The sequence below is a fragment of the Actinomadura alba genome (assembly GCF_014323705.1).
Taxonomy (GTDB): Bacteria; Actinomycetota; Actinomycetes; order Streptosporangiales; family Streptosporangiaceae; genus Actinomadura_C; species Actinomadura_C alba.
Map to the genome: position 1 here is coordinate 1 of NZ_JABVEC010000053.1, position 24,924 is coordinate 24,924.

A 24,924-nucleotide genomic window follows, 5' to 3' on the forward strand; every position below is an offset into this window, starting at 1 on the left:
GCACGTTCACGCGGAGGCCGTATGCTCCGCGGCGGCACTCGCGATCGCACCCCGCGCCCCCCACAGCGCGCCCGGATTCAGATAGGGATCTTCATGCCCCAGCAGCTCATCGACCCGCACACCGAACCCGGCGGACCGGAGTCCGCCGGGCGCTGGTGGCGAAACGCCGTGATCTACCAGATCTACGTGCGCAGTTTCGCCGACGGCAACGGTGACGGCATCGGCGACCTCCAGGGCATCCGCAGCCGCCTTCCTTACCTCTCCGGGCTCGGGGTGGACGCGCTCTGGCTCACCCCGTTCTACACCTCGCCGATGGCCGACTTCGGCTACGACGTCGCCGACTACCGCGACGTCGACCCGCTGTTCGGCTCGCTGGCCGACTTCACCGCCCTCGTCGGCGACGCGCACGACCGCGGTCTGAAGATCATCGTGGACGTCGTGCCCAACCACACCTCCGACCGGCACCGGTGGTTCGAGGCGGCCGTCCGCTCGGCACCGGGCTCCCCCGAACGCGAGCGGTACGTCTTCCGCGACGGCAAAGGCGCCGCCGGTGAACTGCCGCCGAACGACTGGGAGTCGGTGTTCGGAGGCCCCGCCTGGACGCGCGTCGCCGACGGGCAGTGGTACCTGCACCTGTTCGCCCCCGAACAGCCGGACCTCAACTGGGACTCCCCCGAGATCCACGCCGAGTTCGAGAGCGTTCTGCGGTTCTGGCTCGACCTCGGCGTCGACGGCTTCCGCATCGACGTCGCGCACGGCATGGTCAAGGCCGAAGGGCTGCCCGACGTCGGTCACTCGAGCCAGGTGGAGATGCTGGGCACCACCGTCCTGCCCTATTTCGACCAGGACGGCGTGCACGAGATACACCGCGGCTGGCGCAGGCTGCTGGACTCCTACGACGGCGAGCGGATCGGCGTCGCCGAGGCCTGGGCGCCGACCGCCGAGCGGCTGGCCCGCTACGTCCGGCCGGACGAGCTGCACCAGGCCTTCAACTTCCACTACCTCACCACCGCATGGGACGCCGACGCGCTCCGCGCGGTGATCGAGGAGTCGCTGCTGACGGCCGGGTCGGTGGGCGCCCCCACCACGTGGGTGCTGTCCAACCACGACGTGAAGCGGCACGTGACCCGGTACGGCGGTGGAGAGCTCGGTGTGCGAAGGGCCCGCGCCGCGGCGCTGCTCACGCTCGCCCTGCCCGGCTCCGCCTACGTCTACCAGGGCGAGGAGCTGGGCCTGCCGGAGGTCCTCGACCTGCCCGAGGAGTTCCTGCGGGACCCGCAGCGGGGCCGCGACGCCGACCACGGACGCGACGGCTGCCGGGTCCCCCTGCCCTGGTCGGGGGACGAGCCGCCGTTCGGCTTCGGCTCCGGGGGCAGCTGGCTCCCACTGCCCGCCGGATGGCGTGACCTGACGGTGGCCGTGCAGTCCGAGCAGCCGGAGTCGACCCTGGAGCTCTACCGGGCGGCGTTGCGCATCCGGCGCGACCAGCCGGCGCTCGGCGACGGCCCGCTGCGCTGGCTGGCGGGCCCGCCCGGCACGCTCGTCTTCGCCCGCGAGCACGCGGGCGGCGGGGCGGGCGTCGTCTGCGCGGTCAACGCGGGAGATCGGGCGGTGGACCTGCCGGCGTACGGGGAGACGCTTCTCGCCAGCGGCCCCGTCCGCAGTCACGGCGACCGCGTCGAGCTGCCCCCGAACACCGCCGTGTGGTGGCACGTCGCCGACGGTAACGAGGGGGAGCGGTAAGTTTATGGCCATGACGACGCGCCTGGCCGATATCGCGGCGCACGCGGGGGTCAGCGAGGCCACCGTGAGCCGGGTTCTCAACGGCAAGCCCGGTGTGTCGCCGACGACCCGACAGGCGGTGCTCACCGCCCTCGACGTGCTCGGATACGAGCGGCCGGCTCGGCTGCGGCAGCAGCGGGCCGGCCTGATCGGGCTGATCATCCCCGAGCTGACCAATCCGATCTTCCCCGCGTTCGCCCAGATCATCGAAGGCTCGCTCGCGATGCACGGCTACACCGCGGTGCTGTGCACCCAGACGCCGGGCGGCATCACCGAGGACGACTACACCGAGTTGCTGCTCGAGCGCGGCGTCGCCGGGATCATCTTCGTCAACGGGCTGCACGCCGACTCGCTGTCGGACAAGGCACGCTACACCCGGCTCACCGACCGCGGCCTGCCCATCGTGCTGATCAACGGCTGCCGGACCGACATCGAGGCGCCGTTCATCTCCAACGACGACACCGCGTCGCTCGAGATGGCGGTCGCGCACCTCACCGCGCTCGGCCACCGGCGGATCGGGTTCGCCGTCGGGCAGGAGCGGTTCGTACCCTCGATCCGCAAGATCGAGGGCTTCCGGCTCGGCATGTCCGAGCACCTCGGCGTGACCGACACCGCCGACCTCATCGTCCCGTCGATGTTCACCGTCGAGGGCGGGCAGGCGGCGGCGCGCGCGCTGCTCGACCTCGGCTGCACGGCGATCTGCTGCGGCAACGACATCATGGCGATCGGGGCGATCCGGGCCGTGCGCCAGCGCGGGCTGCGCGTGCCGCAGGACGTCTCGGTCGTCGGCTTCGACGACACCCCGCTCACCGCCTACCTCGACCCGCCGCTCACGACCATCCGCCAGTCGGTCCGCGAGATGGCGCTGGCGGCGGTGGGGAACCTGCTCGACGAGATCCACGGCAGCAGGGCACCGCGCACCGAGCTGCTGTTCCGGCCCGAGCTGGTGGTGCGCCGCTCCACCGCGCCGGCGCCCCCGGCCGAGCTGGCCATGGCCGCCGACGCCTAGGGGCGGCGGGGACGCGCGAGCGTAACGAGTGACGGAGGGGTAGCGCGTGCCGCTGCGGATGACGGGGACCCCGAGCGACCCGGCACTGCTCGGGCTGCCGTGGAACATTCCTCTCGAACAGTGGCCCGAGGACCTCTTCGTCGCCCTCCCCCGCGGCATCTCCCGCCATGTCGTACGGTTCGTCCGGCTCTCCGGGCGGGTCTACGCGGTGAAGGAGGTGGGCGAGCGCCTCGCCGGGCACGAGTACCGGCTGCTGCGCGACCTCGCCCGCCTCGACGTGCCGGCGGTCGAGGCGGTCGCGGTGCTGAACGGCCGCGCCGACGAGACCGGGCAGCCGCTGGACTCGGCGCTCGTCACCAGGCACCTGCAGTTCTCGCTGCCCTACCGCGCCGTGTTCTCCGGCACCCTGCGCCAGGAGACCCTCGTCCGGTTGCTCGACGCGCTCGCGGTGCTGCTCGCCCGGCTGCACCTCGCCGGCCTCTACTGGGGCGACTGCTCCCTGAGCAACACGCTGTTCCGCCGGGACGCCGGGGCCTTCGCCGCCTATCTGGTCGACGCCGAGACCGGCGAGCTGCACCCCCGGATCAGCGAGGGGCAGCGCGCGCACGACATCGAGATCGCCCACGTCAACATCTACGGTGAGCTCCTCGACCTCGAGGCGGGCGGCTTCCTGCACCCGAGCATCGATCCGCTCGAGACGTCCGCGCAGGTGTGCCGCCGCTACGAGGCCCTGTGGGACGAGCTGACGCACGCCGAGGTCGTCGAAGAGGTGGAGTGGCACCGCGTGGAGGCCCGGATCCGCCGGCTGAACGCGCTCGGCTTCGACGTCGCCGAGATGCAGATCCAGCGCAAGCTCGGCACCGCGCGCATCATCGTCGCGCCCAAGGTCGTGGACGCCGGGCACCACCAGCGCCGGTTGCTGCGGCTGACCGGCCTGGACGTGGAGGAGAACCAGGCCCGGAGGCTGCTCAACGATCTCGACACCTACCGCGCCACCCACCGGCGGCCCGGCGACGACGAGGAGATCGTGGCGCACCGCTGGCTGGCCGAGGTGTTCCAGCCGGCCGTCCGGGCCGTGCCGCCCGACCTGCGCCGCAAGCTCGAACCGGCGCAGATCTTCCACGAGGTGCTCGACCACCGCTGGTACATGTCGGAGGCCGCGGACCGGGACGTCGGCCTACCCACGGCCGTCCGCTCGTACGTCGGCAACGTGCTCGCCCACAAGCCGGACGAGAAGGCCGTCATCACACCCGACCTCGCTGAGTGACCCCCGAGACCACTCAGCGAGGTCAGGCGGACTCGCGCACCACCAGGTGCGTGTCCAGGATGACCACCGGGTCGGCGAGCGCCTCCCCGCGGATCCGGGCGATGAGCAGCCTGGCCATCTCCTCGCCCATCCCCTCGACGGACTGGTGCACCGACGTGAGGGGCGGCGCGGCGAACGGCGCGTCGATCGAATCGTCGAAGCCGATCACCGCGACGTCCTCGGGGACGCGCCGCCCCCGCTCCTTCAGCACCCGCATGGCCCCGAGCGCCATCGGATCGGACGCGGCGAAGACCGCGTCGAGTTCCGGGTCACGGTCCAGCAGATCGGCCGTGGCGGCGGCGCCGCTGGCGTCGCTGAAGTCACCGAAGACGATCAGCTCTGGCAACCCGGCCTCGCTGAGCGCCTCACGGTAGCCCTCGAGCCGGTTGATCCCCACACCCATGTCCTGCGGGCCCGCGATCGTCGCGATCCGCCGCCGCCCCTGACGGATCAGGTGATCGACCGCCTGGCGCGCGCCGCCGAGGTTGTCGACGTCCACGTAGCTGATCGGGTCGATCCCCGGCGGGCGACCGCCGAGCACCGTCGGTACCCCTCCGCTCTCCAGCCGCCCCGGCAGCGGGTCGCCCCGGTGCAGCGAGATCAGCAGTACCCCGTCGACGTGCTGGCCGGTGAGGTACTGCTCCAGCTGAGCGTGCTGGGTGGCGGACTGCGACAACGTGAGGAGCAACTGCAGGCCGGTGTCGGCCAGCGCGTTGCTGATCCCGCGGACGATACCGGCGAAGAACGGCTCACCGAACAGCCGCTGCTCGGACTCCGAGATCACCAGCGCCACGGTGTCGGTACGCCGGGTCACCAGTGACCGGGCGGCGCGGTTGGGCACATAACCGAGCTCCGAGATGGCCTGCAGCACCGACTCACGAGCCTGCGGGCTCACCTTCGGAGAACCATTGATCACTCGCGACACGGTGCCCCGGCCGACCCCGGCCCGTGCCGCGACTTCTTCCAGAGTGGGACGCGCCGACGTGCGCGCGCCCTTCACCTCCATCGACCCCTCATGTTCTTCGGCCCCTTCGTCGACCCCTCAGCGGTGACCGGGCAGACCGCCCTGCCTGATCACCTTCGCGTACCAGGTCGCGCTGTCCTTGAACACTCTGCGTTGCGTGGCGTAGTCGACATAGACCAGCCCGAACCGCTTCGAGTATCCCCACGACCATTCGAAATTATCCAACAGGGACCAGGTGAAGTAACCACGCAGTGGTACCCCGTCGGCGATGGCCTCGTGGCAGGCGCGCAGGTGGGCGTCGATGTACGCGATCCGCTCATGGTCGTGAACGGTGTCGTCGCCGTTCAGGTCGTCCTCGTACCCGGCCCCGTTCTCGGTGATGTAGAGCGGGACGGCGGGGTAGTCGGTGTGCAGCCGGGTGAGCACCTCGTGCAGGCCAGGGGCGTCGATGTCCCAGCCCATGCCGGTGACCGGCCGCCCGGTGCCGACGAACCGCGCGAAGTCGCTGCCGACCCATGGCGATTCGGTGGAGAACGGCGACGAGACCGCCTGGGTGGCGTCGCCCGGCAGCCCCGAGACGGTGAACCGGCTGTAGTAGTTCACGCCGAGCAGGTCGATCCGCTCGCTGATGACCGTCAGGTCGCCGTCCCGCACGCAGTCGGCGAAACCCGTCCCCGCCACGTCGGCGAGGACGTCACTCGGGTAGCGGCCGTGCAGGAGGGCGTCCAGGAAGAGCCGGTTCTGCAGGCCGTCGATCCGGCGGGCCGCGTCGTGGTCCTCCGGGGCCTCGCTCGCCGGCGATATGGCGTACAGGTTGACCGCGGGACCGATGCGCGCTTGCGGACCCTGTTCCCGGATCGCGCACACCGCGAGGCCGTGACCGAGCAGCAGGTGATGAGCGGCGCGCATGGCGGCCGCGGGTTCCTTGCGCCCGGGGGCGTGCTCGCCGGACGCGTAACCGAGGAACGCCGCGCACCACGGCTCGTTGATGGTCATCCAGTTCGTGACCCGGTCGCCCAGCGCGTCGTGCACGTGCGCGGCGTAGTCGGCGAACCGCTGGGCGGTGTCGCGCTCGGGCCACCCGCCGGCGTCCTCGAGTTCCTGCGGCAGGTCCCAGTGGTAGAGCGTGGGCCACGGCTGGATCCCCGCGGCGAGAAGCTCGTCCACGAGCCGCCGGTAGAAGTCGAGCCCCGCCTCGTTGACCTGCCCGGACCCGTCCGGCTGCACCCGGGGCCACGACACCGAGAACCGGTAGGCGGTGAGCCCGAGGTCGGACATGATCTCGATGTCCTGCGGGTAACGGCGGTAGTGCTCGACCGCCACGTCACCGTTCTCCCCACCGAGCACCGCGCCGGGCCTGCTGCTGAAGGTGTCCCAGATGGAGGGGCCTCGGCCGTCCTCCCGCGCCGCTCCCTCGATCTGGTACGCGGCGGTGGCGGCACCCCACTGGAAACCAGTGGGGAAGGCCAGGCCCACCTCCGGCCGGACGGCCGCCGCGGTCTGCTGCTGTGCTCCGTTGGGATTCATGCCTTGATCGCACCTTCCATGATTCCGCCGATGATCTGACGGCCGAACAGAACGAAGATCACGAGCAGCGGCACCGTCGCGACCGCCGTTCCGGCGAACATGAGCGTGTAGTCCTGGAAGTAGGCGTTCGCCAACTGGTTGATCGACAGTTGCACCGTGGGGTTCTCGGGATTGAGCACCGCCAGCGGCCACATGAACTCGTTCCAGGTCTGCATGAAGGTGAAGATGCCGAGTACGGCGGCGGCGGGCCGCAGCGCAGGCAGGACGACGCTCCAGTAGATCCGGAAGGTCGAACAGCCGTCCACGCGGGCCGCCTCGATGAGCTCGTCCGGTACGGCCTGCGCGGTGTACTGCCGCATCATGAACACTCCGAACCCGGTGACCAGGAACGGGACGATGACCGACTGGATCTCCGCCTGCCAGTGGAGCCTCACCATGATCATGTAGAGCGGGATGATCCCCATCTGGACCGGGACCATCATGGTGGCGATGATCGTGAGGAGCAGCGCGTTCTTGCCCCGGAACCGCAGCTTGGCGAAGGCGAAGCCGGCCAGGGTGGCGAAGAACACGGTCGACACGGTCACGGCGACGGAGGCGATCGCCGAGTTCAGCAGCCCCTTGGCGAAGTAGGCGTCGGGATTGTCGAACAGCCTCCCGACGTTGTCGCCGAGGTTCCCGCCGGGGGTCATCGGCGGGGGGACGGCGGAGACGACGTCGTTGCTCCGCGTGGCCACGATCACCATCCAGTAGATCGGGAAGACCGAGAGCGCGAGGGCGATGACCAGCGTCAGGTAGGTGAGCGGGCTCGCCTCCCACAACCCGCGGAACCGGCCCGGGCCGCGCCCCTCCCGCTTGCGCGACGTCCGGTCGACGGAGAAGACGGCGGTCACTTGGTGCCTCCCGTGCGCCGGATGAACAGGAAGTTGAGCAGCGAGAACACGATGATCAGCACGAAGAGCATCCACGCGACGGCCGCGCCGTAGCCGTAGTCGTCGTTGCGGAAGGCGTTGTCGAACATGTACATCGAGACCGTCTGGTACTGGTGGACCGGTCCACCCTCCATCCGGCCGCCGCCGAACAGCACCGGCTCGGTGAACAGCTGGAGCCCGCCGATCGTGGAGATGATGACGGTGAAGATGATCGTCGGCCGCAGCATCGGGATGGTGATGCTCCAGAACTGGCGCAGCCGGGAAGCCCCGTCGATCGCCGCGGCCTCGTACAGGTCCTTGGGGATCGCCTGCATGGCGGCCAGGTAGATCAGCGCGTTGTAACCCGTCCACCGCCAGTCGACCATCGAGGCGATCGCGATCCACGACCATCCCCGGTCCGCCTGCCAGGCGATGTCGTCGATCCCGACCAGGCCGAGCAGCCAGTTGACCATGCCGTAGTCGGCGGCGAAGAGCTGGGTGAACACGATCGCCACCGCGGCGGTCGAGGTCACGAGGGGCAGGATGATGCCGATCCGGAACAGCGTGCTGCCCCGTAGCCGGCGGTTGAGCAGGTTCGCGACGAACAGCGCGATCAGCAGCTGCGGCACGGTGGAGATGACGAAGATCCCGATCGTGTTGACGACCGAGTTCCAGAAGTCCGCGTCGACGAGCAGCTCCCGGTAGTTCTGCAGGCCGACGAAGTCGCGCAGGCCGGACGCGAGCTCCCAGTCGTGCAGCGACACCCAGACCGTGTAGCCGAGCGGGAACGCTCCGAAGACCAGGAAGACGACGTAGAAGGGGGAGATGAACAGGTAGGGCGAGAACTTCACGTCGAGCCGGGACAGCCGGCTGCGGAACGGACTGCGGCGATCGCCGGCCGGACCGGTCGCACGGCGACCGGCGGCGGGCGCCGGGCGCAGGTCGACACTCATTCGCCTTCCTCTCTGGAGGGCCGGGTGGTCTTTCCGGGTGGAGACGGCGGTGGTGCCGGGTGCTGAGACGACCGGCACCACCGCCGTGGCCGGAAAGGGGACTACCGGGCCGCCTTCTGGGCCGCCTCGACCGCCTTGGACCAGGCCTGGTCAGCCTTGATCTTGTTCTGGCCGACCCCGAGCAGGACGTCCTCGACGTCCTCACGGACCGCCTCGTTCTTCGGACCCAGGTAGATCGGCTTCACCTGCGACGACATCTCGCTGAAGATCTTGCCGATCGGCGCCTCGCCGAAGTACGCGTTGGTCTTGCCGGTGACCGCCGGGTCCTGCTGGGCCTTCGGCGACGACGGGAAGGTGTTCTTCGACTTGTACGCCGCGAGCTGGCCCTCCGGACTGGTCAGGAACTTCGCGAGCTCCGCGGCCTCCTTCTGGTGCTTGCTCTGCTTGGGCACGGCCAGCCACGAGCCGCCCCAGGTGCCGCTGCCGCCCGGCACCGTGGCGACGTCCCACTTTCCCTTGCCGTTGTCGCCGGAGAACTCCTCGATGCCCCCGAGCATCCAGGCCGGGCACGGAAGCGTGGCGAAGGTGTCGCGCTTGAGCGCGGTCTGCCATTCGGGCGTGAAGATCCGCATGTTCGCGGTCAGGCCCTCGGTCTGGAACTTGAGGGTCGTGTCGAACGCGGTCTTGACGGCGGGGTTGCTGTCGAAGACCAGTTTGTCGCTCGTGTCGAAGTAGGTGTAGCCGGCGCCCTTGCCGCCCTCCTGCGCCACGGTCGTGCGCCAGATCGCGGTGGGACCGTCGAGGAACTTGGTCCCCGAGACCTTGCTCTGGAACTTCTTGCCCGTCTCGAGGAAGGCGGGCCAGTCCGGCCACAGCTTGCTGACCTCGTCACGGTCGGTGGGCAGGTCCGCCTTCGCGAACAGGTCCTTGCGGTAGCACATCCCCATCGGGCCGATGTCCGTGCCGAGGCCGACGAGCTGCTTGCCGTCCGGGCTGAGCCCGAGCTTCCACTTCCAGGGCAGGAAGTTCTGCTCCAGCGAGGCGGCGCCGAAGTCGAAGAGGTTGACGAACTTGCTCCGCTGCTGCATATAGGTGGGGAGGATGCCCTCCTCGATGGCCACCACGTCGCCCGCGCCGCTGCCCGTGGCCATCCACTGCTGCATCCGCGGGATGTACTGGTCCAGCTGCGCGACGTTGCGCTGCTTGATCTTGACATTGGGGTGCGAGGCCTCGTACTGCTTGTACAGGTCCTCGTAACCGAACTGACCGAATGTGTCGACGGTGAGCTCGACCGGGCCGCTCGTGGCGGCCCCGCCGTCGTCGCCGCCGTCGTCCCCACCACACGCAGTAGTGGACAGCAGGATGCCGGCTAGCACCGCCGCGACGGCGGTACTCAGCCCGCGTCGCTTGTTGACCCTCATAGCGGACCCCTCTCAGGTCGTCGCCGATGGATTGTGCGAATGCCGCCTGCTGCATCGATTCGCGGCATATGTGGGAGCGCTCCCACGGAGCAAAGCCGAGAGGTCACACCTCTGTCAAGACACCGAAACGCAACCGTTACATCGATGCGCGCGCCGGGGCGACGGGTCATCGGGGGCGCGAGGAGCACCGACCTGGGGCCCGCCGACCCCGGGCCGTCGGTGAGGCCGATGAACCGGTTAATGGCCGGAAGGCTCCCCGAGGGGAGCGTCCTGCGCCGTGCCGTCGCACGGAACATTCGTGAAAACTGTGAATACGCCATTGCACCTTAATCGGTTAAGTGTTGGGATGGCGACCACCCGACCAACCGAGAGGTCCCGGCCCGGTCTTCTGGGGGCGGTCATGTCGTCACGGTTGCCCTCCGTGGCCGCATGCCACCGGGCCGGGTCTCGGAGCGGGGCGGGATGTACGAGAGCGCTCCGGACGTCGCCAAGCAGCTGCAATCGGCGATCTTGGGTGAGTCCGCTCCGCGATCCGCGCTGCGGGAGGCGGCGAAGATCATGGAGCGCAACGCCGGTCAGCAGCGAGGACGGGTCGTTTCCGCGAGGCCACACCGGTGGGAGCCAGCAGTCGGCCGCGCGGAAACGACCCCCTGGGAAGAAGAACTGGAGTCGCCATGGCAGCCTCTTCCAGCGTTACTTCACCCGGGGATCGTGCTCAGCGGCCTGAAGGGCTGACGAGCCCTGAGCCGGCCCACCGGCAAGCCCGATCGGAGACCTCGTGAGTTCCCACCTTCCCCTGCACGGCTCGTGGACCCTCCGCCCCGCCGGCGGCGACCGCGAGGTCCCGCCCGAGGTCGCGGCGGAGCCGATCCCGGCGACGGTGCCCGGCTGCGTGCACACCGACCTGCTCGCGGCGGGGCTCATCCTCGACCCCTACCTCGACGACAACGAGCTCGGGCTGGCCTGGATCGGCCGTACCGCCTGGGCGTACGAGACGACCTTCACCTGGGGCGGCGGGGGCGGCGACCGCACCGATCTCGTGTGCGCCGGCCTCGACACGGTCGCGACGGTCGAGCTGAACGGGACCGTGCTCGGCGAGACGGCGAACATGCACCGGTCCTACCGGTTCGCCGCCACGTCGGCGCTGCGGCCGGGCGACAACCGCCTGCGGGTCCGCTTCGACGCGCCGTACGCGTACGCGGAGCGCCTGCGCGACCGGCTCGGGGACCGGCCCGGCGCCTATCCGGAGCCGTACAACTTCATCCGCAAGATGGCCTGCAACTTCGGCTGGGACTGGGGCCCGACGCTGGTGACCTCGGGCATCTGGCGGCCGATCGGGCTGCACTCCTGGTCGGGCGCCCGGCTGGCGGAGGTGCGCCCGCTCGTGACCGTGCGCGACGGGCGCGGCGTCGTCACCGCGCACGTGGCGGTCGAGCGGCACACCGGCGACGATCTCGAGGTCACCGTGCGGGTGGCGGGCGCCGAGACCACCGTGCCGCTTCCGGCGGGTGCGACGGCGGCGGTGGCCGAGCTCGAGGTCGCCGATCCGGAACTGTGGTGGCCGGCGGGGTACGGCGACCAGCGCCTGTACGACCTGGAGGTGACGCTCACCGGCGCCGACGGCGAACTCGACGCCGTGCGCCGGCGGGTCGGCTTCCGGGACGTACGGCTCGACACCTCGCCCGACCGGCACGGCTCCGCGTTCACGATCGTGGTGAACGACGTACCGGTGTTCGCCCGCGGCGCCAACTGGATCCCCGACGACTGCTTCCCGAGCCGGATCGGCCGGGAGCGTTACGCCTCCCGGCTCGGTGCGGCGCGCGAGGCCGGCCTCAACCTGGTGCGGGTGTGGGGCGGCGGGCTCTACGAGAGCGACGACTTCTACGACGAATGCGACGAGCTCGGGCTGCTCGTGTGGCAGGACTTCGCGTTCGCCTGCGCCGCCTACCCCGAGGAGGAGCCGTTCGCGAGCGAGGTCGAGGCGGAGGCGCGCGAGAACGTCGCCCGGCTGGCGTCGCACCCGAGCCTCGTACTGTGGTGCGGCAACAACGAGAACCTCGTCGGCCACGTCGCCTGGGGCTGGCAGGAGGAGCTGGCCGGCCGGACCTGGGGCGCAGGGTTCTACCTCGGCCTGCTGCCGAAGATCGTCGCCGAGCTGGACCCGACCCGCCCGTACTGGCCGGGCAGCCCGTACTCCGGGGACATGGCGATCCACCCGGACGAGCCGGGGCACGGCACGATGCACATCTGGGACGTGTGGAACCGGCGCGACTACACCGCCTACCGCGAGTACCCGGCGCGGTTCGCCGCCGAGTTCGGCTTCCAGGGCCCGCCCGCGTACGCCACACTGCGCCGCGCCCTGCGCGACGAGCCCCTCGCCCCCGACTCCCCCGGGCTGTCGCAGCACCAGAAGGCCGAGGACGGCAACGCCAAGCTGGCCGCCGGGCTGGCGGCGCACTTCCCGGAACCGGTGACGTTCGACGACTGGCACTACCTCACCCAGCTCAACCAGGCGCGGGCGCTCATCCTGGGCCTGGAGCACTTCCGCTCACTGTGGCCGGTGTGCGCCGGCACAGTGATCTGGCAGCTCAACGACTGCTGGCCGGTCACATCATGGGCGGCCGTCGACGGCGACGGACGGCGCAAACCGCTCTGGTACGGGCTGCGGCGCGCGTACGCCGACCGGCTGCTCACCGTGCAGCCGCGCGACGACGGCCTGGCGCTCGTCGCCGTCAACGACACCGGCACGGCGTGGGAGACCACGGCCGAGGCCGCGCGCCGCAGCTTCGCGGGCGAGTCCCTCGCCGCCGCGACCCTCGAGGTGAGCGTGCCCGCACGCGGAGCCGTGACCGTGCCCCTCGCCGAGCGGCTGATCCGGCCCGGCGACCCGGCCGCGGAGCTGATCACCGTCACCCCGGCGGAGGCAGAGGCGACCGCGGATTCACGGCGGATCGAGCGGGCGACGTGGTTCTTCGCTCCGGACAAGGATCTCGCGCTGCCCGAGCCGGACTACGAGGGCTCGGTGGAGCAGGCGTCCGAGGGCGCGTACGTCACCATCACGGCGCGCACGCTGCTGCGCGACGTGGCCCTGTTCCCCGACCGGCTCGACCCGGCCGCCGAGGTCGACGACATGCTGGTGACCCTGCTGCCCGGCGAGACCGCCCGGTTCCTGGTCCGCTCCCCCACCCCGCTCGACTCCGACGCCCTGCTCGGCAAGCCCGTGCTCCGCTGCGTCAACGACGTCGTCCACGCGACCGGCTGACCGAAACGTGTTCGGTGTCGGCATACGAACCACCGGACCGCCCCCAAGTGGTGCATACGCCGACACTGAACGATGGACGTTCTGGACTGCCATACTCAGGTCGTGGAGACGGTCGTCCAATGGGTCCGGACCTCCTGGAGCAAGCGGTCGCGCGGTGGCGCCGAGGCCACGCGCCGAAACGCCGTCCCCGTGCGTTCCTCCTGCCGGCCGCGCAGCCGCCGTTCGTGCACGAGATCGACATGTACGAGCACGATGGCTTCCGGCCCCGGTTCTCGGTGCGCGACGGGCTGCCCGACCCTCACTCCGACGTGCTACTCCGCGAGGTCGACGGCCTGCTACGGGTGCACCCGGTGCCGGCGGCCGACGGCAACCCGAGCCGATGGCGGCGTCCGCCCGCGGTCCGGCTCGCCCATGGGCAATGGCTGCGATGGCGGATCAACTACCGGTTCACCGATTCCTGCGACGGTGACTGGACCTACCGGCAGGACACCCTCAACATCGTGCACGGTCGGCCGAGGCCCGACCTCTTCCTCGGCACCCCCGCACATGAGGTCGACGAACTCGCCCGCCTGCGCTGAACGAGGCGGCGTCGACGACGTCTTTGCGGAACCGGCCGATGAGTCAAGTTCTGGTGCGTACAGGCCGCTGTCCCGTCGATGTCGGCAGATCTTGGCGGGAGACCGAGCTCAGTTGCGCACGTGCGTCTCGCATCTCAGGCACGTTGTGCCACGCAGCGGACTGCCCGAGGATCTCAGAGATGCGCTTGTCGAGCCTCGACGAGGTGACGAGCGGTGCCACACCGGCGAGCGCGAACATCCGGGCCGCTGCGTGAGAGGGCTGGGAAGCACGCAGTGCCGTCTGTATCTGCCTTCCCAGGTATTGCGCCTGGAACAGCGGCGACCACCGCCCGATCAGCTCAGCGGCTTCGTCGAGGAGGGCTTCCGCTTCCCGGTATTCACGGAGCAGGCCGAGACCGATACCGACATCACCGATCATGGCTGCCTCTCCGAGGGGAGACAGCCCATCAGTACTACGTGCTCGATCGAATGCGGTACGGGAAGCATTCCCCTGACCCGGTATGGCGGCCAGAGACCGTCCCAGACGCATGTTCAGGAACGCCCGCTGACCGGCTGGAAGATCGGGTAGCCGAAGCCCCTTGCGCGCGTACGCGACACCTCGGGCGTGATCACCCCGGTAGCCGCTGATCCGACTCAACGTGTCATAGGCGTTGGCCTGGCCTTGGAAATCCACGGCACGCCGGGACAGACTCAGCGCGGTCGTTCCCACATGCGCCGCGACGGTGAGCCGCCCCGCGTCATACAGGACCAGTGCGGCCTGATCGGCGAGTACGGATGCCGCCATGAGAAGGCGGCGGTCACGGCTGTCGCCGATCACTCGTCCGGCCTTTCGAACATGGTCGAGCGCGCTCGGCGCAAGCGGAACGCCACCCAGTTCGTACCGATTGCCAGCAAGCCGATCGGCCAGTACGCGCACATACTCTGCATCTTGGTACGGGCTTGATTTCGGGGATGGCACGAAGACAACGGCTGCCGCAGCGGCTACGAAGTCTCTGCGTTTCACCGGATCGACCTCCGATTTAGGCGCTATGCGTAGTTCCCAGCCTACGCGCGCCAAGAGCTTGATCGCTTTTGCGGTGCTGGTGTCTTTCTTTCCGCGCATCGCGTCGGATACCCAGGATTGAGAGATGCCCAGCTCACGAGCCAGCCTGTTCTGCGACCAACCGTGCTGTTCCTTGATCAGCTTAAGGGCTTCCGGGAGGCTCCTGGCTTCCATGCCGTCAGGTTATCTCCGTTAGTGAACGTCCGACTACCGCTTTCCGAATCGGATCGAAACGATGGCGGACGTCGGCCCGGAGAAGCAATACGAAAGGCGCTGGAACAGGCGGAGGTCTGGGTGAAGATCATCAATCAACACGCGATTACGGACGGGATCAGGTGATGTCGGTGTCCTACCCGAGACCGGCCGGCGTGACGCTGGCGGAAATGCGCCTCCCACTAACCGCCTCGAGCCCCAAGATAGCGCGTGACCTGGTCGCCATGACCGCACAGGCATGGGGACTGGCGGACCTCGAGTACGTGGCGAAATTAGCGACGTCGGAGCTCGTCACCAACGCCTTCCGGTACTGCACTGGGATGCGGGGAAGCACGGTCCTGATAGTGGTCACGCGGGCGGATGACCTCTTTCGCGTTGAAGTTCACGACGGATCCAAAGAGCTTCCCCACAAGAAAAGCCCGACGCCGACCGATACGTCGGGGCGGGGGCTTTCCCTGGTGGAAGAGATGGTGAGCCTGTGCGGCGCCTACCCCACACCCTTCGGGAAGGCGGTGTGGTTTGAGATCACCGCCCAATGGCCGCTGGACCTGGCGAAATCCCGGAAAGCGAAGGGAGGTGATGCGAATGAGGCACAGCGCAGGAATCTCCTGGCTGGCCTGCGATCAAGCAGTGTGAGGAATCCTCCCTCCATTTCCGGCCAGGACACCGGCATCCGGTCTTCCCCCGTGCCGTGATCACCGGTGTCCGTAATAGGGAGGCCACGCCGATCGTCATGAGCGTGCTCCGACCGGCGTGGCCCCCCGCCTACGGCACCACCTGAGGCCGCGCCCTCGTCGGCAGCGGCTTCGAACTATCCAGTTGTGGGATGCGCCCAACCCAACGCACTATGGGTGACAGCGCGAGGTCACGGGGTTCGGCGGGGTCGGCGTTGGCCGGTGACCGTCCGAATGCCTGAGCTCCTCGCTTGCCTCTCGTTTCTTCCCTCTCGAGAGCGTGGTGAAGTGCTGCCCTACGTCTACCGGGTCACGAAGTACGACCCTGCCGACCGCGACGAGTGCGGCCGGTACATCGGCGCCGAGGACTCGATCAGCGACCATGGCCCCGTCGAAGCGACCTACCTGGAGGCCGTCGCCGCCTTCGCCGAGGACACCGGGATCCGCCATCTGGCGATACGCGAGCCGGAGATCACGGGCTTTGTCAACTTCGGGTTGGAAGCTCCGATCCACGGCCATGGCCTGACGAAGCTGTTTCCCGCCGACCTGGCCGGTTATCACGACGGTGCGGAGGTCCCGGTCCCCGTTGGACTGGAGTTGGTGCGGGCCATGCTCCGTGACAACGGTGCCTGGTGCCGGCTGGAGGTGGAAGGACGATTCTCCATCCACGTCGGGTACGACCAGTACGTCTACGTGGGCAGCGGCGACCCGTGCGAACGCGCGCAGGCTCGCACCCGTGCACTCGGCCTGTTCCCCGAACGCATCGATGCGTCGCCGTACGATCCGGAGGTCGAGCCGGGTGAGCAGCGCCCCGCGGACGAGGACTTCTGGACCGCTGCCTTCATGAACACCCCTCGGGACGGAGCGCTCCTGCTGGAGGAGGGCTACGTCGGGAACGCCTCCCGATGGCATCGCCTCACCCGCGCCGGCATCGACTCGGTGCGTTCCGGGCTCACTCCACGCGCCCGGCTGACCGTGTGGCCGGACCTGTCCTCCGACCTCGAAGCGGTTCGCGACGCCTTCCCCGAGGACGGAGATATCGAACTCGTCTGGGAAGACCCCACTGGGCAGATCACCAGCCGCATCGGCGACGAGGAGCAGTATGCCGACCTGACTGCGCTACTCGCCGACGCACGTGCCGCGGCAGTGCTGCCCATGACCGTTGACGAACGCCATCCGCTGCTCACCGGAGTACTGCCCGACAGCGACGGCGTCCTGCGCGCCCGTTGGCGAACAGAGCCGACACCGAGCGACATCCGGTGGAGCCTCCTCAAAACGTTTCATCACGGCCAGATCCGTACGGGCACCGTGACCTCGATCCCGAACTTCGGCGTGTTCGTCGACCTGGGCGGTATCGACGGCCTGGTGAGCGTCGCCGAACTGTCCTGGAAACACCTCGACCATCCCAATGAGATCGTCGAGGTGGGCCAGGAGGTGACCGTCGAGGTCCTCGACGTGGACATGCCGCGCGAACGCATGGCCCTGTCGCTGAAAGCCCTGCAAGAAGACCCTTGGCCGGAGTTCGCCCGAACACACCAGAGCGGCCAGATCATCCTCGGCCAGGTCACCAAACTGGTCCCCTTCGGCGCTTTCGTACGCGTGACCGACGGCTTCGAGGGCCTCGTGCACAACACCGAACTGGCGGACCGGCACATCGAGACACCTGAGCAAGTCGTCCAGGTCGGCGACGAGATCCACGTGAAGATCCTCGAAATCGACCTCCACCGCCGTCGCGTCAGCCTTTCGCGCAAACAGGTCGACTAAAGGCGTCGGACCAGGTCGGCGCTTACCGGTGCGCTGGAGCAGCCGCGTCCCTTTTCGTGACGGAGAGGTAACTCACCACGCCGAGGATCGTGACGAGGAAGAGAGCGCTCGTCACGATCGTTCCCAGCCCAAGGCCACCGTCGCCGCGAGCCTGTGAGAGGTAGTCGCCGAGCGAGGCTCCGAGCGGGCGGGTCAGGATGTAGGCGATCCAGAAGGCCAGGACCGCGTTGAGCCTGACGGCGAGGTGCGCCATGGCGACGATCGCGATGAGCGTGCCGAACATGACCGCCGACACCCAGTAGCCCAGGTTCAGCTTCTCCGCCACGAGGTCACCGGCCGCGGTGCCGAGGGCGAAGGTGAAGAGGATGGCCAGCCAGTAGAAGCCTTCCCGTCGGGTCGTGTAGATGGTGTGGATGGACAGAGTCCTCTCGCTCGCGAACCACGCCGCGAACGTCAACGCGAGCGCGACGGCGAAGATGACGGTGGTCGTCTCCAGAGCGACGCCGAGGTTGTCCGTCAGGTTGTCGGTGATCAACGTGCCGACGACACTGATCAGGACGACCGCGAGCCAGTAGATCCCGGGCACGTACTTTCCGGTCCTGAACTGGAAGATCAGCGAAATGACCAGCAGGACGCCCACGATGACGGTCGTGCCGGTCAGGCCCATGTGCAGGTTCGTGTTGAGGAAGTCCGCCGCGGTCTCGCCCACCGTGGTCGCCAGGATCTTGATGATCCAGAAGTAGATGGTGACTTCCGGGACCTTGTTCAGCATCCGGCGGGGGGCTGGTGCGAAGGTCGTATCCCACTGCGCGTTCATAGTCATGCCGCGCGAGTGTTCCAAAACCTGGCTAACCGCCAGGTTAACGTCAGACCAGGTCAGCGCTTACCTAGGGCGGAAGAGCGGCTCGGATCGTGCACGGTCCGATGACACGGAACCGGCCCCGCCGGGTGGGCGGGGCCGGTCCTTTCCGGTTGCGGGCGTGCGTCAGGTGATCAGGGGGTCTTGTCGGGGCGGTCGGTCACCCGGATCGCGTTGACGAGCGGCTTGCCGTACCCGCTGTGCGCCACGAAGCGCACGTTGAGCTGGCCGTCGGTCACGTTGACCTGATAGGTGCGCTTGACCGCCGCGTAGCTGCCGGCCTCGAGCGCGATGTCGAGTGATGGTAGGACCTCATTGCCCTCGACGAGGACATCGAAGACCCGCTTGTTCGGCTTGGTGTCACCGAGTTCGGCGAAGTTCAGCTCGACCGTGTAGACGCCGTTCGGGACATTGTCGTAGCGGTATTCGTACATGCCCTCCCGGGCCGTCTGGAGCAGGCCGGGATCACTGGTTCGCGTGATGGCCCTGGTCGTCGACCTGGTGCTGGACGTGCCCTGGTAGCCGGCGGCACCCGCCTTGTACGCCTGGTCGGGCGACCAGGTGTCGCCGAGCGTGTCGACCTGGTTCTTGGTGGCCCCATTGTCCAGGGCGGCCTGGTAGCGCGGCACGACCACCTTGATCGGCACGGTGAGCAGCGGCGTCCGGCCACTGGTCGACCGCACCAGCAGGTTCGCCTCGAGCACCGAGCCCGGCGCGACGCCCGCCGTGTTCAGCGAGACGTGCACAGCGGTCTTGCCCGCGGCGGCCAGCCGACCGCTCGGCGGGTCCGCCGACAGCCAGCTCACGTCGCCCGTGGTGGAGCCCGTCGCCTCCTCGACGGTGAAGTCGGCGGCGAGCCCACCGGTGTTGGACAGCTCCAGCGTGCGGGACCGGGACTGTTCGGCCGGGATGACGGCCTCGAGGCCGCCGCCGGACACCGCGACCTTGCCGGTGCGCAGTGCCGCCGTGGACTCCGCGACGCCGCCGGCCGTGACCGCGACCGTCCGCGAGGTCGCCTCGTAGGCCGGCGCGGTGACGTCGAGCTGGTAGGAGCCCACGGGGACCTGCGCCAGGTAGGTCCCGTCGGCTCCGGCCGTCGCGGTCGCGACCGCCTGCCCGCCCGAGCTCAGCGTCGCCTTCGCGCCTTCGATCCCCTTGTCGTCATTGGCATCGGTGATCTTGCCGCTGACGACGCCGGACTTGGTGGTACGGAACGAGATGGCGGTGCCGTCGGTGAGCACAGAGCTGTTCACCGAGTACGAGAACGCGTCGGTGCCCGTCGCGTTCTCCAGCCCGATGGTGGCCTCCGAGCCCGCCTCCCGGCCGCTGCCCGCGACGTCCTTGTAACGGTAGCCGACCGTGCCGTCCTCACCGATGAGCGCGACGAACGAGAGCCGCTGCGCGCGGTCGGAGTAGTGGGCGGCATCGCGCCACTCCACGACGAACGAGCGGTGCGGAGCCGTGCCGGTGACGCCGGTGTAGACGCCCGAGGCCGAGTCGAGGAAGAGGTCGTCCCAGAACGGGTAGAGGGCGCCGTTCGGGACGCCCGTGGACGGGATCGCGGCGTTCGTCCGTGACGTGGCCGCACCGGTGAAGCTGAGCAGGCCGTTGGTGCCCACCGACGCCGAACGGTAGGTCGCGCCGTAGAAGGGGACGGGGAACGGCAGCGTGATCTGCTGTTCGTTGTCATCTCCGGTCAGTGCGATCTTGTCCGTGCCGGCCACGTAACCGCCCGAGGCAGCGCACGCGTAGCCGTACTGGTCGATCCGGTCCGGCAGTGTGAAGTCGGCCGTCACGTCGCCCGACACGGTCACGTGCCCGGAGGTGTCGGAGGCGCACCGGGACGGGGACGCGATCCGCAGGTCGTACTCCCCGTTCGGCAGCGTGAGCCGGTAGCCGCCCGCGGAGTTCGTCGTGGCCGTGACCGGAGCGCCCGGCACGGTGATCGTCGCACCCGCGACGGGTCCGCCGGACGTGCGCACCGTGCCCGAGACCGTGCCGGACGGCGCCGCCTCAAGGGCGAAGTCCCGGGTGACGGTCTCGTTCTCGGTCACCGTGACGGTCCCGGTGGCCTGGACGTATCCGTACTTGGTGACCGTGACGGCGTAGTCGCCGACCATCAGGCTGGGCAGGTTGTAGGCGCCGTCCGCGGTCGTGGTGAACGTACGCTGGAGCGGGCCCTTGACCTTCACCGTGGCGTCCCCGAGCGGCGCGCCGCCGGAGGTGACATGGCCGGTGAGCGTGCCGAGCGCGCCCCTGGGCGCGGCGCTGACCGCCGCGAAGGCATCGAGCTTGCCCTCGCCGAACACGTTGTTGTCGGCGGCGGTCCCGCCGCAGGTGGTGTTGTCGACGTCGACCGCGGTCTGGTCGAGCAGCTGCTCGGTCGCCGCGATGTCATTGCGGATGGCCGGCGAGGCCGACCACATCAGCGCAACCGTCGCAGCGGTGTGCGGCGAGGCCATGGACGTGCCGGAGAATGAGTCATAGCCGCCCGGGATGCTGGAGCGCACGTTCACGCCCGGCGCCGCCAGGTTGGGCTTGATCTCACCGTTCTCGCCGGAGCCGCGTGAGGAGAAGCTCGCGATGGTGTTGTTCACGTCGAAGGCACCGGAACTGTAGCTGATCTGGTAGGTGCCCGGGGAGCCGCTGGTGTTGCAGGCGGGTCCGTTATTGCCGTTGGAGAACGCCGGGAAGATGCCCGCGTTGACCCAGGCCTGGACGATCTCCTTGTACCACGGGTTGAATCCGGTGCCGCCCCAGGAGTTGTTCACCACGTCCGGAGCCAGGTCGGGGCGCGGGTTGGCACCGTTCAGGTCGGTGGGGGCGACGATCCACTGCCCGGAGGCCAGGAGCGAGGCCTGGGAGCAGCTGTTCGTCTCACAGCCCTTGGCCGCGACCCAGGTGGCTCCCGGCGCGACTCCGATCTTGTTGGCGCCGCCGTCGTCGCCGACCATGGTGCCCATCGTGTGGGTGCCGTGGTCGTTGTTGTCGCACGGCGCGTCGCCGGGGCAGATGCCCGCCGGGTCGAAGAAGTTGTAGTTGTGGTCGTAGCCGCCGTCGGCCTTCAGGCCGCGGTAACGCTGCTTCACCGCGGCATGGTCGTACTGCACCCCGGAGTCGATACTGGCGACGACGACGCCCTCGCCGCGGTCGCCGAGTTCGTCCCAGACCCGCGGTGCGTTGATCCGGTCGATGTTCCACTCGACGGCGTCGACCTTCGCCTCATCGCCGCCGAGTATCGGGTCGGGGATCTTGATGGCCTGGTCGGCGTCGATGTGGGCGACCTCGGAACGGGTGGCGATCGTCTCGACGAGCTTCTTGTCGCCCGTCACCTGGAGCGCGTTGACGATCCAGAAGGGCTTGTACTCGGCGCCGGCCGCGTCGAGCGCCTTGCGCAGGCCGGCCTGGGTGGCGGCCGCGTGCTGGGTCTTGGCGCTGTAGACGGCCTTGGCCTTCTCGGTCTTGGTGGTGGCCTTGGCCGCCGCGTCCAGGTCGGCCTCGCTCGTCAGGTAGACCCAGAACGTGGCCTTGTCGTCGCCGGCGAGCTCACCGAGGACCTTCGGCTGAACCTTGGTCGCGACGGCCTGCGCGGTCGGTGACGGATCGGCGTGAGCGGCACCGGCGCCGCCTCCGGCGGCGGCGAATGTCAGCGCCCCCGCCGTCATCAGGGCGACGAACGGCGTGCGCCATCGCTTCAGGTGTCCTGCCACTACGGCTCCCTCTACTGGAGGTGGGGATCGCCCACCTTGCGGGTCAGGACACGTGCGCACGCGTCAAGGCGTCCAGGGGCCATGCCGCAGCGGGGGAGGACGGCGCGAGCCCTTGGAACCTCGGGAGGATCGTGATCGAGGAAACCAGGGCGATCAAGAGGGTGAAGGAAGGTGAAACACTTCACGTGCGGGGACGTCAGGTGGAAAGTCAATTTTCGTCAAGTGTTGTGGTTGGCCTGAGCGGCGGAACGGGGGACACAGGCGCCGTACAACATACGGATCTGCCATACGTACCAAGCGCTTCTTGTACAGATTCCGCGTCCGGGAGTTCTCTGGCCAGGAAGGATGCCGCTCGCGCCCGATGGCGCACGGTGCAGCCGTGGTGTCAGACCGTGGCCGGCGCGTCGCCGGAGTGCACCTCGAACCAGTAGGTCCCCCCATCGCGGTCGCGCCGGTAGCCGTGCCTGGTGGCGATGGCGGCGACGAGCCAGAGGCCGCGGCCGTGCTCGACCCACGGGTCACCGTACGGTCTCGGCGCCGGGACGGCTCCGCCGCCGTCCTCGACCTCGACCCGCACCCCGCGGTCACCGGCCAGTATCCACACGGTCACCGTTCCGCCCTCGTCGCCTGACGCGGTGTGGACTATCGCGTTGGTGACCGCCTCACTGGTGAGGAGCTCCACGTCGCCCAGCACGGGGTGCTCGTCACCGAGCAGTTCGCGCACCAGGCCGCGTACCCCCGCCACCTCCTCGCGGCGGCCGGGGACGACCACCGAGCCGAGCAGGTTGAGGGCCGGCACGCCGCCGCGGCATGGGTGACGGTGGGTGCCGCACGCTCCGAACTCGGGAATCATCGCTTTCCTCTGGCCGTGCCGTCGTGGGTGGAGAAGGTCGGTGCCGTGGTCGGTGGAAAGGGCCGTGCCGCCGCGCTCCCCGTGGAGAGGGGGGCACGGAGGGAGCGCGACGGCGGTCAGCCGGAACCGCAGGCGACCCGTTGAGGACGAAGGAGGCCGCCAGCGGGGTGATGCCGCTGTGAGCGCCTGTCAGGCGTGGCGGTGCTGAGATCCGTGACCCCACCGCGGAGCGGGGGTCAGCCCGCTCCACGGGGATCACGCCCCCAGTGGGTTGCTGGGGTGATCACGCAAAGAGCCGAGGTCTATTCTGTGGTGACGGCACCTCCTTTTCGCGATGGAATGGCCGGGGCCGCGGCGATGTCCGGGCATGGTCCTTCGCCGCCGGCCCCGTCGGTCTTTTGGGCGTGCCCTGCCAGGCCGGCCGCCGTTCCGCGGAACGGTCGCCGCCATGGTCGATGGCATTTCGGTCTTGGCTCGGGTCGCGCCGCCGGTGTCGGTCGGTCGCGAATGCGCGTCGCAGTGGTGGTCTCAGGTCGCGTCGAGGCGGTCCGGTCGCTCATCGATCAGAGCGGGATCCGCGCAGGCCCGGCAGGCCGCCCGGGCGCTCGATCGGCACCCGGGAGAAAGCCGCTGCCGAACGCCGCCGCGTCGGCTCCTGGTCAGATCCGGTCTTCCGCCGGTTCTCCCTTCGCCTCTCGCGACTGCCCTAGGTGGGAGCGCTCCCACGTCGCCACGACCAGAAAAGTACCTCGCTTCACGGCGCGTGAGAAGGGGTTTTCAGCATCAAATTTCACACAGTCGTCATATGGCAGGTCAAGCCCCCGTAACACGAAATGAGGACACTGCCTCCTCACCAAGAGGAATGGCTTCAGGATGGGCCGGGATCGAGGCGGAGCAGGTCGGCCTCAATGCGATCGAGGGCGAGGCGAACGGCGCCGAGTCCGACGGACTCATCGCCGAGGGTCGACGCCTCGATGCGGGTGGGGCCGAGGCACAGCGGCAGCACGTGCCTGCGCAGCTCTCGGACGAGCACGTCTCCGGTGAGCGTCAGGGCCCCGCCGACGATCACCATCTCGGGGTCGAGCGCGAGCACCATGGCCGCGATGCCCCGGGCCATCCGCCCGGCCACCTGGTCCACCCGGGCCAGGGCGGCCGGCTCACCTGCCCGCGCCGCGGCCAGGATCTCCTCAGCGGCCCGGTCCGCCTGCGGCTCCGGCCGCTCCGGCCCCGGGGACGTGCCGAGGCCGGCCAGTTCCGCGGCCGTGTCGCGCAGGCCGAGCTCCGGCAGTGTGCCGACCTCGCCGGCCGCGCCCCAACGTCCGCGGTGCAGCCGGCCGCCGATCAGCGCGCCGGCGCCGGTGTGCAGCCCGGCGAGGACATAGACCACGTCGTCGACGTTCTCGGCCGCCCCGCGCCAGCGCTCGGCCACCGCGGCGAGGTTCGCGTCGTTCTCGACCAGCACCGGGCAGGGGAACGACCGCCCGAGCTCGCGGGCGAGGTGCACGCCCTGCCAGCCCGGCACCACCGTACAGATGGCGATCCGCCCGTCGGCGTCGATCACGCCGGGGGTACCGGCCGCCACCGCCCACAGCTCTGAGCGGGTCAGCCCGGCCTCGGCGAGAGCGGTCCGCGCCGCACCGCGAACCGCGGACAGCCGTTCGCGAGGGGCCAGGCCGACGTCGAGATCGGCCCGGTGGCCGCCCACCACCCGGCCGTCGAGATCGGCGACGTAGACGAGCGTCCGATGTGCGTTGATCTCGACGCCCAGGGCGTGGCCGGCCTCGGCGCGAAAGCGGTAGCGCCGGGCCGGCCGGCCGAGCCGCCGGCCCGCCTCGGGAGCGACCTCCTCGACCAGCCCCCTCGCGGTCAGCTCGCTCAGTGCGCCCTCGGTCGTGGGCCGGGACAGGCTGACCAGATTCGCCAGCTCGGTGAGGGTCGGCTCGCCGCCCCCGCGCAGCGCGCGCAGCGTGGCCACCGAGTTGAGCCTGCGCAGCACCGAGGGGTCGCCCCCGTGCAGCGGAATTCCGGTCACCTGCACCCCTTGACACGGCTCTGCGAGCCCAGCACATTATGAAAGCCTCTTACGAAAGTTTCTCTCG

16 protein-coding genes and 1 pseudogene are annotated in these 24,924 nt (G+C 69.3%); 7 read left to right on the plus strand and 10 right to left on the minus strand.

Annotated features, from left to right (window positions below):
• Positions 1–93: 93 nt before the first annotated feature.
• From HKK74_RS36570 to HKK74_RS36580, 3 genes are read left to right on the plus strand one after another with little or no spacing between them, the layout of a single operon-like run.
• Complete coding sequence (locus tag HKK74_RS36570) at positions 94–1,743, plus strand: glycoside hydrolase family 13 protein (RefSeq protein ID WP_187248014.1); 1,650 nt, start codon at positions 94–96, stop codon at positions 1,741–1,743.
• 10 nt (positions 1,744–1,753) lie between these two features.
• On the plus strand, positions 1,754–2,791 hold the full coding sequence (locus HKK74_RS36575; RefSeq protein WP_187248015.1) for a LacI family DNA-binding transcriptional regulator: 1,038 nt from the start codon (positions 1,754–1,756) through the stop codon (positions 2,789–2,791).
• Between the two features lie 46 nt (positions 2,792–2,837).
• Positions 2,838–4,058, plus strand: coding sequence for a DUF4032 domain-containing protein (locus HKK74_RS36580; RefSeq protein ID WP_312882150.1), 1,221 nt, complete (start codon positions 2,838–2,840; stop codon positions 4,056–4,058).
• Between the two features lie 22 nt (positions 4,059–4,080).
• Here the strand turns inward: HKK74_RS36580 and HKK74_RS36585 are convergent, their stop codons facing one another.
• The 5 genes from HKK74_RS36585 to HKK74_RS36605 form a co-directional block, all read right to left on the minus strand.
• Entirely contained in the window at positions 4,081–5,103 is a 1,023-nt protein-coding gene (locus HKK74_RS36585; RefSeq protein ID WP_187248016.1) for a LacI family DNA-binding transcriptional regulator, read from the minus strand.
• Between the two features lie 36 nt (positions 5,104–5,139).
• Positions 5,140–6,588, minus strand: coding sequence for a GH1 family beta-glucosidase (locus tag HKK74_RS36590; RefSeq protein ID WP_187248017.1), 1,449 nt, complete (start codon positions 6,586–6,588; stop codon positions 5,140–5,142).
• Positions 6,585–7,478 (minus strand): carbohydrate ABC transporter permease, encoded by an 894-nt coding sequence (locus HKK74_RS36595; RefSeq protein ID WP_312882152.1) that lies wholly within the window; start codon positions 7,476–7,478, stop codon positions 6,585–6,587. Before HKK74_RS36595 ends, HKK74_RS36590 begins: the two co-directional genes overlap by 4 nt.
• Complete coding sequence (locus tag HKK74_RS36600; RefSeq protein WP_187248018.1) at positions 7,475–8,449, minus strand: carbohydrate ABC transporter permease; 975 nt, start codon at positions 8,447–8,449, stop codon at positions 7,475–7,477. Before HKK74_RS36600 ends, HKK74_RS36595 begins: the two co-directional genes overlap by 4 nt.
• A gap of 101 nt (positions 8,450–8,550) precedes the next feature.
• Positions 8,551–9,870: an ABC transporter substrate-binding protein gene (locus HKK74_RS36605; protein WP_187248019.1), complete on the minus strand. Its 1,320-nt coding sequence runs from the start codon at positions 9,868–9,870 to the stop codon at positions 8,551–8,553.
• A gap of 778 nt (positions 9,871–10,648) precedes the next feature.
• Here HKK74_RS36605 and HKK74_RS36610 point away from each other — a divergent pair.
• Together HKK74_RS36610 and HKK74_RS36615 are read left to right on the plus strand one after the other, a co-directional pair.
• Entirely contained in the window at positions 10,649–13,132 is a 2,484-nt protein-coding gene (locus HKK74_RS36610; protein ID WP_187248020.1) for a glycoside hydrolase family 2 protein, read from the plus strand.
• 119 nt (positions 13,133–13,251) lie between these two features.
• Complete coding sequence (locus HKK74_RS36615; protein WP_222723190.1) at positions 13,252–13,710, plus strand: hypothetical protein; 459 nt, start codon at positions 13,252–13,254, stop codon at positions 13,708–13,710.
• A 43-nt stretch (positions 13,711–13,753) separates the two neighbouring features.
• Here HKK74_RS36615 and HKK74_RS36620 read toward each other — a convergent pair whose 3' ends face one another.
• The gene (locus tag HKK74_RS36620) at positions 13,754–14,926 is read right to left on the minus strand and encodes a helix-turn-helix domain-containing protein (RefSeq protein WP_187248021.1); all 1,173 of its coding nucleotides are present in this window, start codon (positions 14,924–14,926) and stop codon (positions 13,754–13,756) included.
• A gap of 164 nt (positions 14,927–15,090) precedes the next feature.
• Between HKK74_RS36620 and HKK74_RS36625 the strand changes: the two genes are divergently transcribed.
• Together HKK74_RS36625 and HKK74_RS40595 are read left to right on the plus strand one after the other, a co-directional pair.
• A complete protein-coding gene (locus HKK74_RS36625; protein ID WP_187248022.1) occupies positions 15,091–15,660 on the plus strand; it encodes an ATP-binding protein in 570 nt (189 codons plus the stop codon).
• Positions 15,661–16,851: 1,191 nt separating this feature from the next.
• Positions 16,852–17,400, plus strand: a pseudogene (locus HKK74_RS40595) (S1 RNA-binding domain-containing protein); the annotation flags it as partial.
• Between the two features lie 25 nt (positions 17,401–17,425).
• Here HKK74_RS40595 and HKK74_RS36635 read toward each other — a convergent pair.
• From HKK74_RS36635 to HKK74_RS36650, 4 genes are all read right to left on the minus strand, one after another.
• The gene (locus tag HKK74_RS36635) at positions 17,426–18,226 is read right to left on the minus strand and encodes a COG4705 family protein (protein ID WP_222723191.1); all 801 of its coding nucleotides are present in this window, start codon (positions 18,224–18,226) and stop codon (positions 17,426–17,428) included.
• A 170-nt stretch (positions 18,227–18,396) separates the two neighbouring features.
• Positions 18,397–21,972, minus strand: coding sequence for a S8 family serine peptidase (locus HKK74_RS36640; RefSeq protein WP_312882153.1), 3,576 nt, complete (start codon positions 21,970–21,972; stop codon positions 18,397–18,399).
• A gap of 385 nt (positions 21,973–22,357) precedes the next feature.
• Positions 22,358–22,825 (minus strand): ATP-binding protein, encoded by a 468-nt coding sequence (locus HKK74_RS36645; protein WP_187248024.1) that lies wholly within the window; start codon positions 22,823–22,825, stop codon positions 22,358–22,360.
• A gap of 868 nt (positions 22,826–23,693) precedes the next feature.
• Positions 23,694–24,857: an ROK family transcriptional regulator gene (locus HKK74_RS36650; RefSeq protein WP_222723192.1), complete on the minus strand. Its 1,164-nt coding sequence runs from the start codon at positions 24,855–24,857 to the stop codon at positions 23,694–23,696.
• Positions 24,858–24,924: the final 67 nt, after the last annotated feature.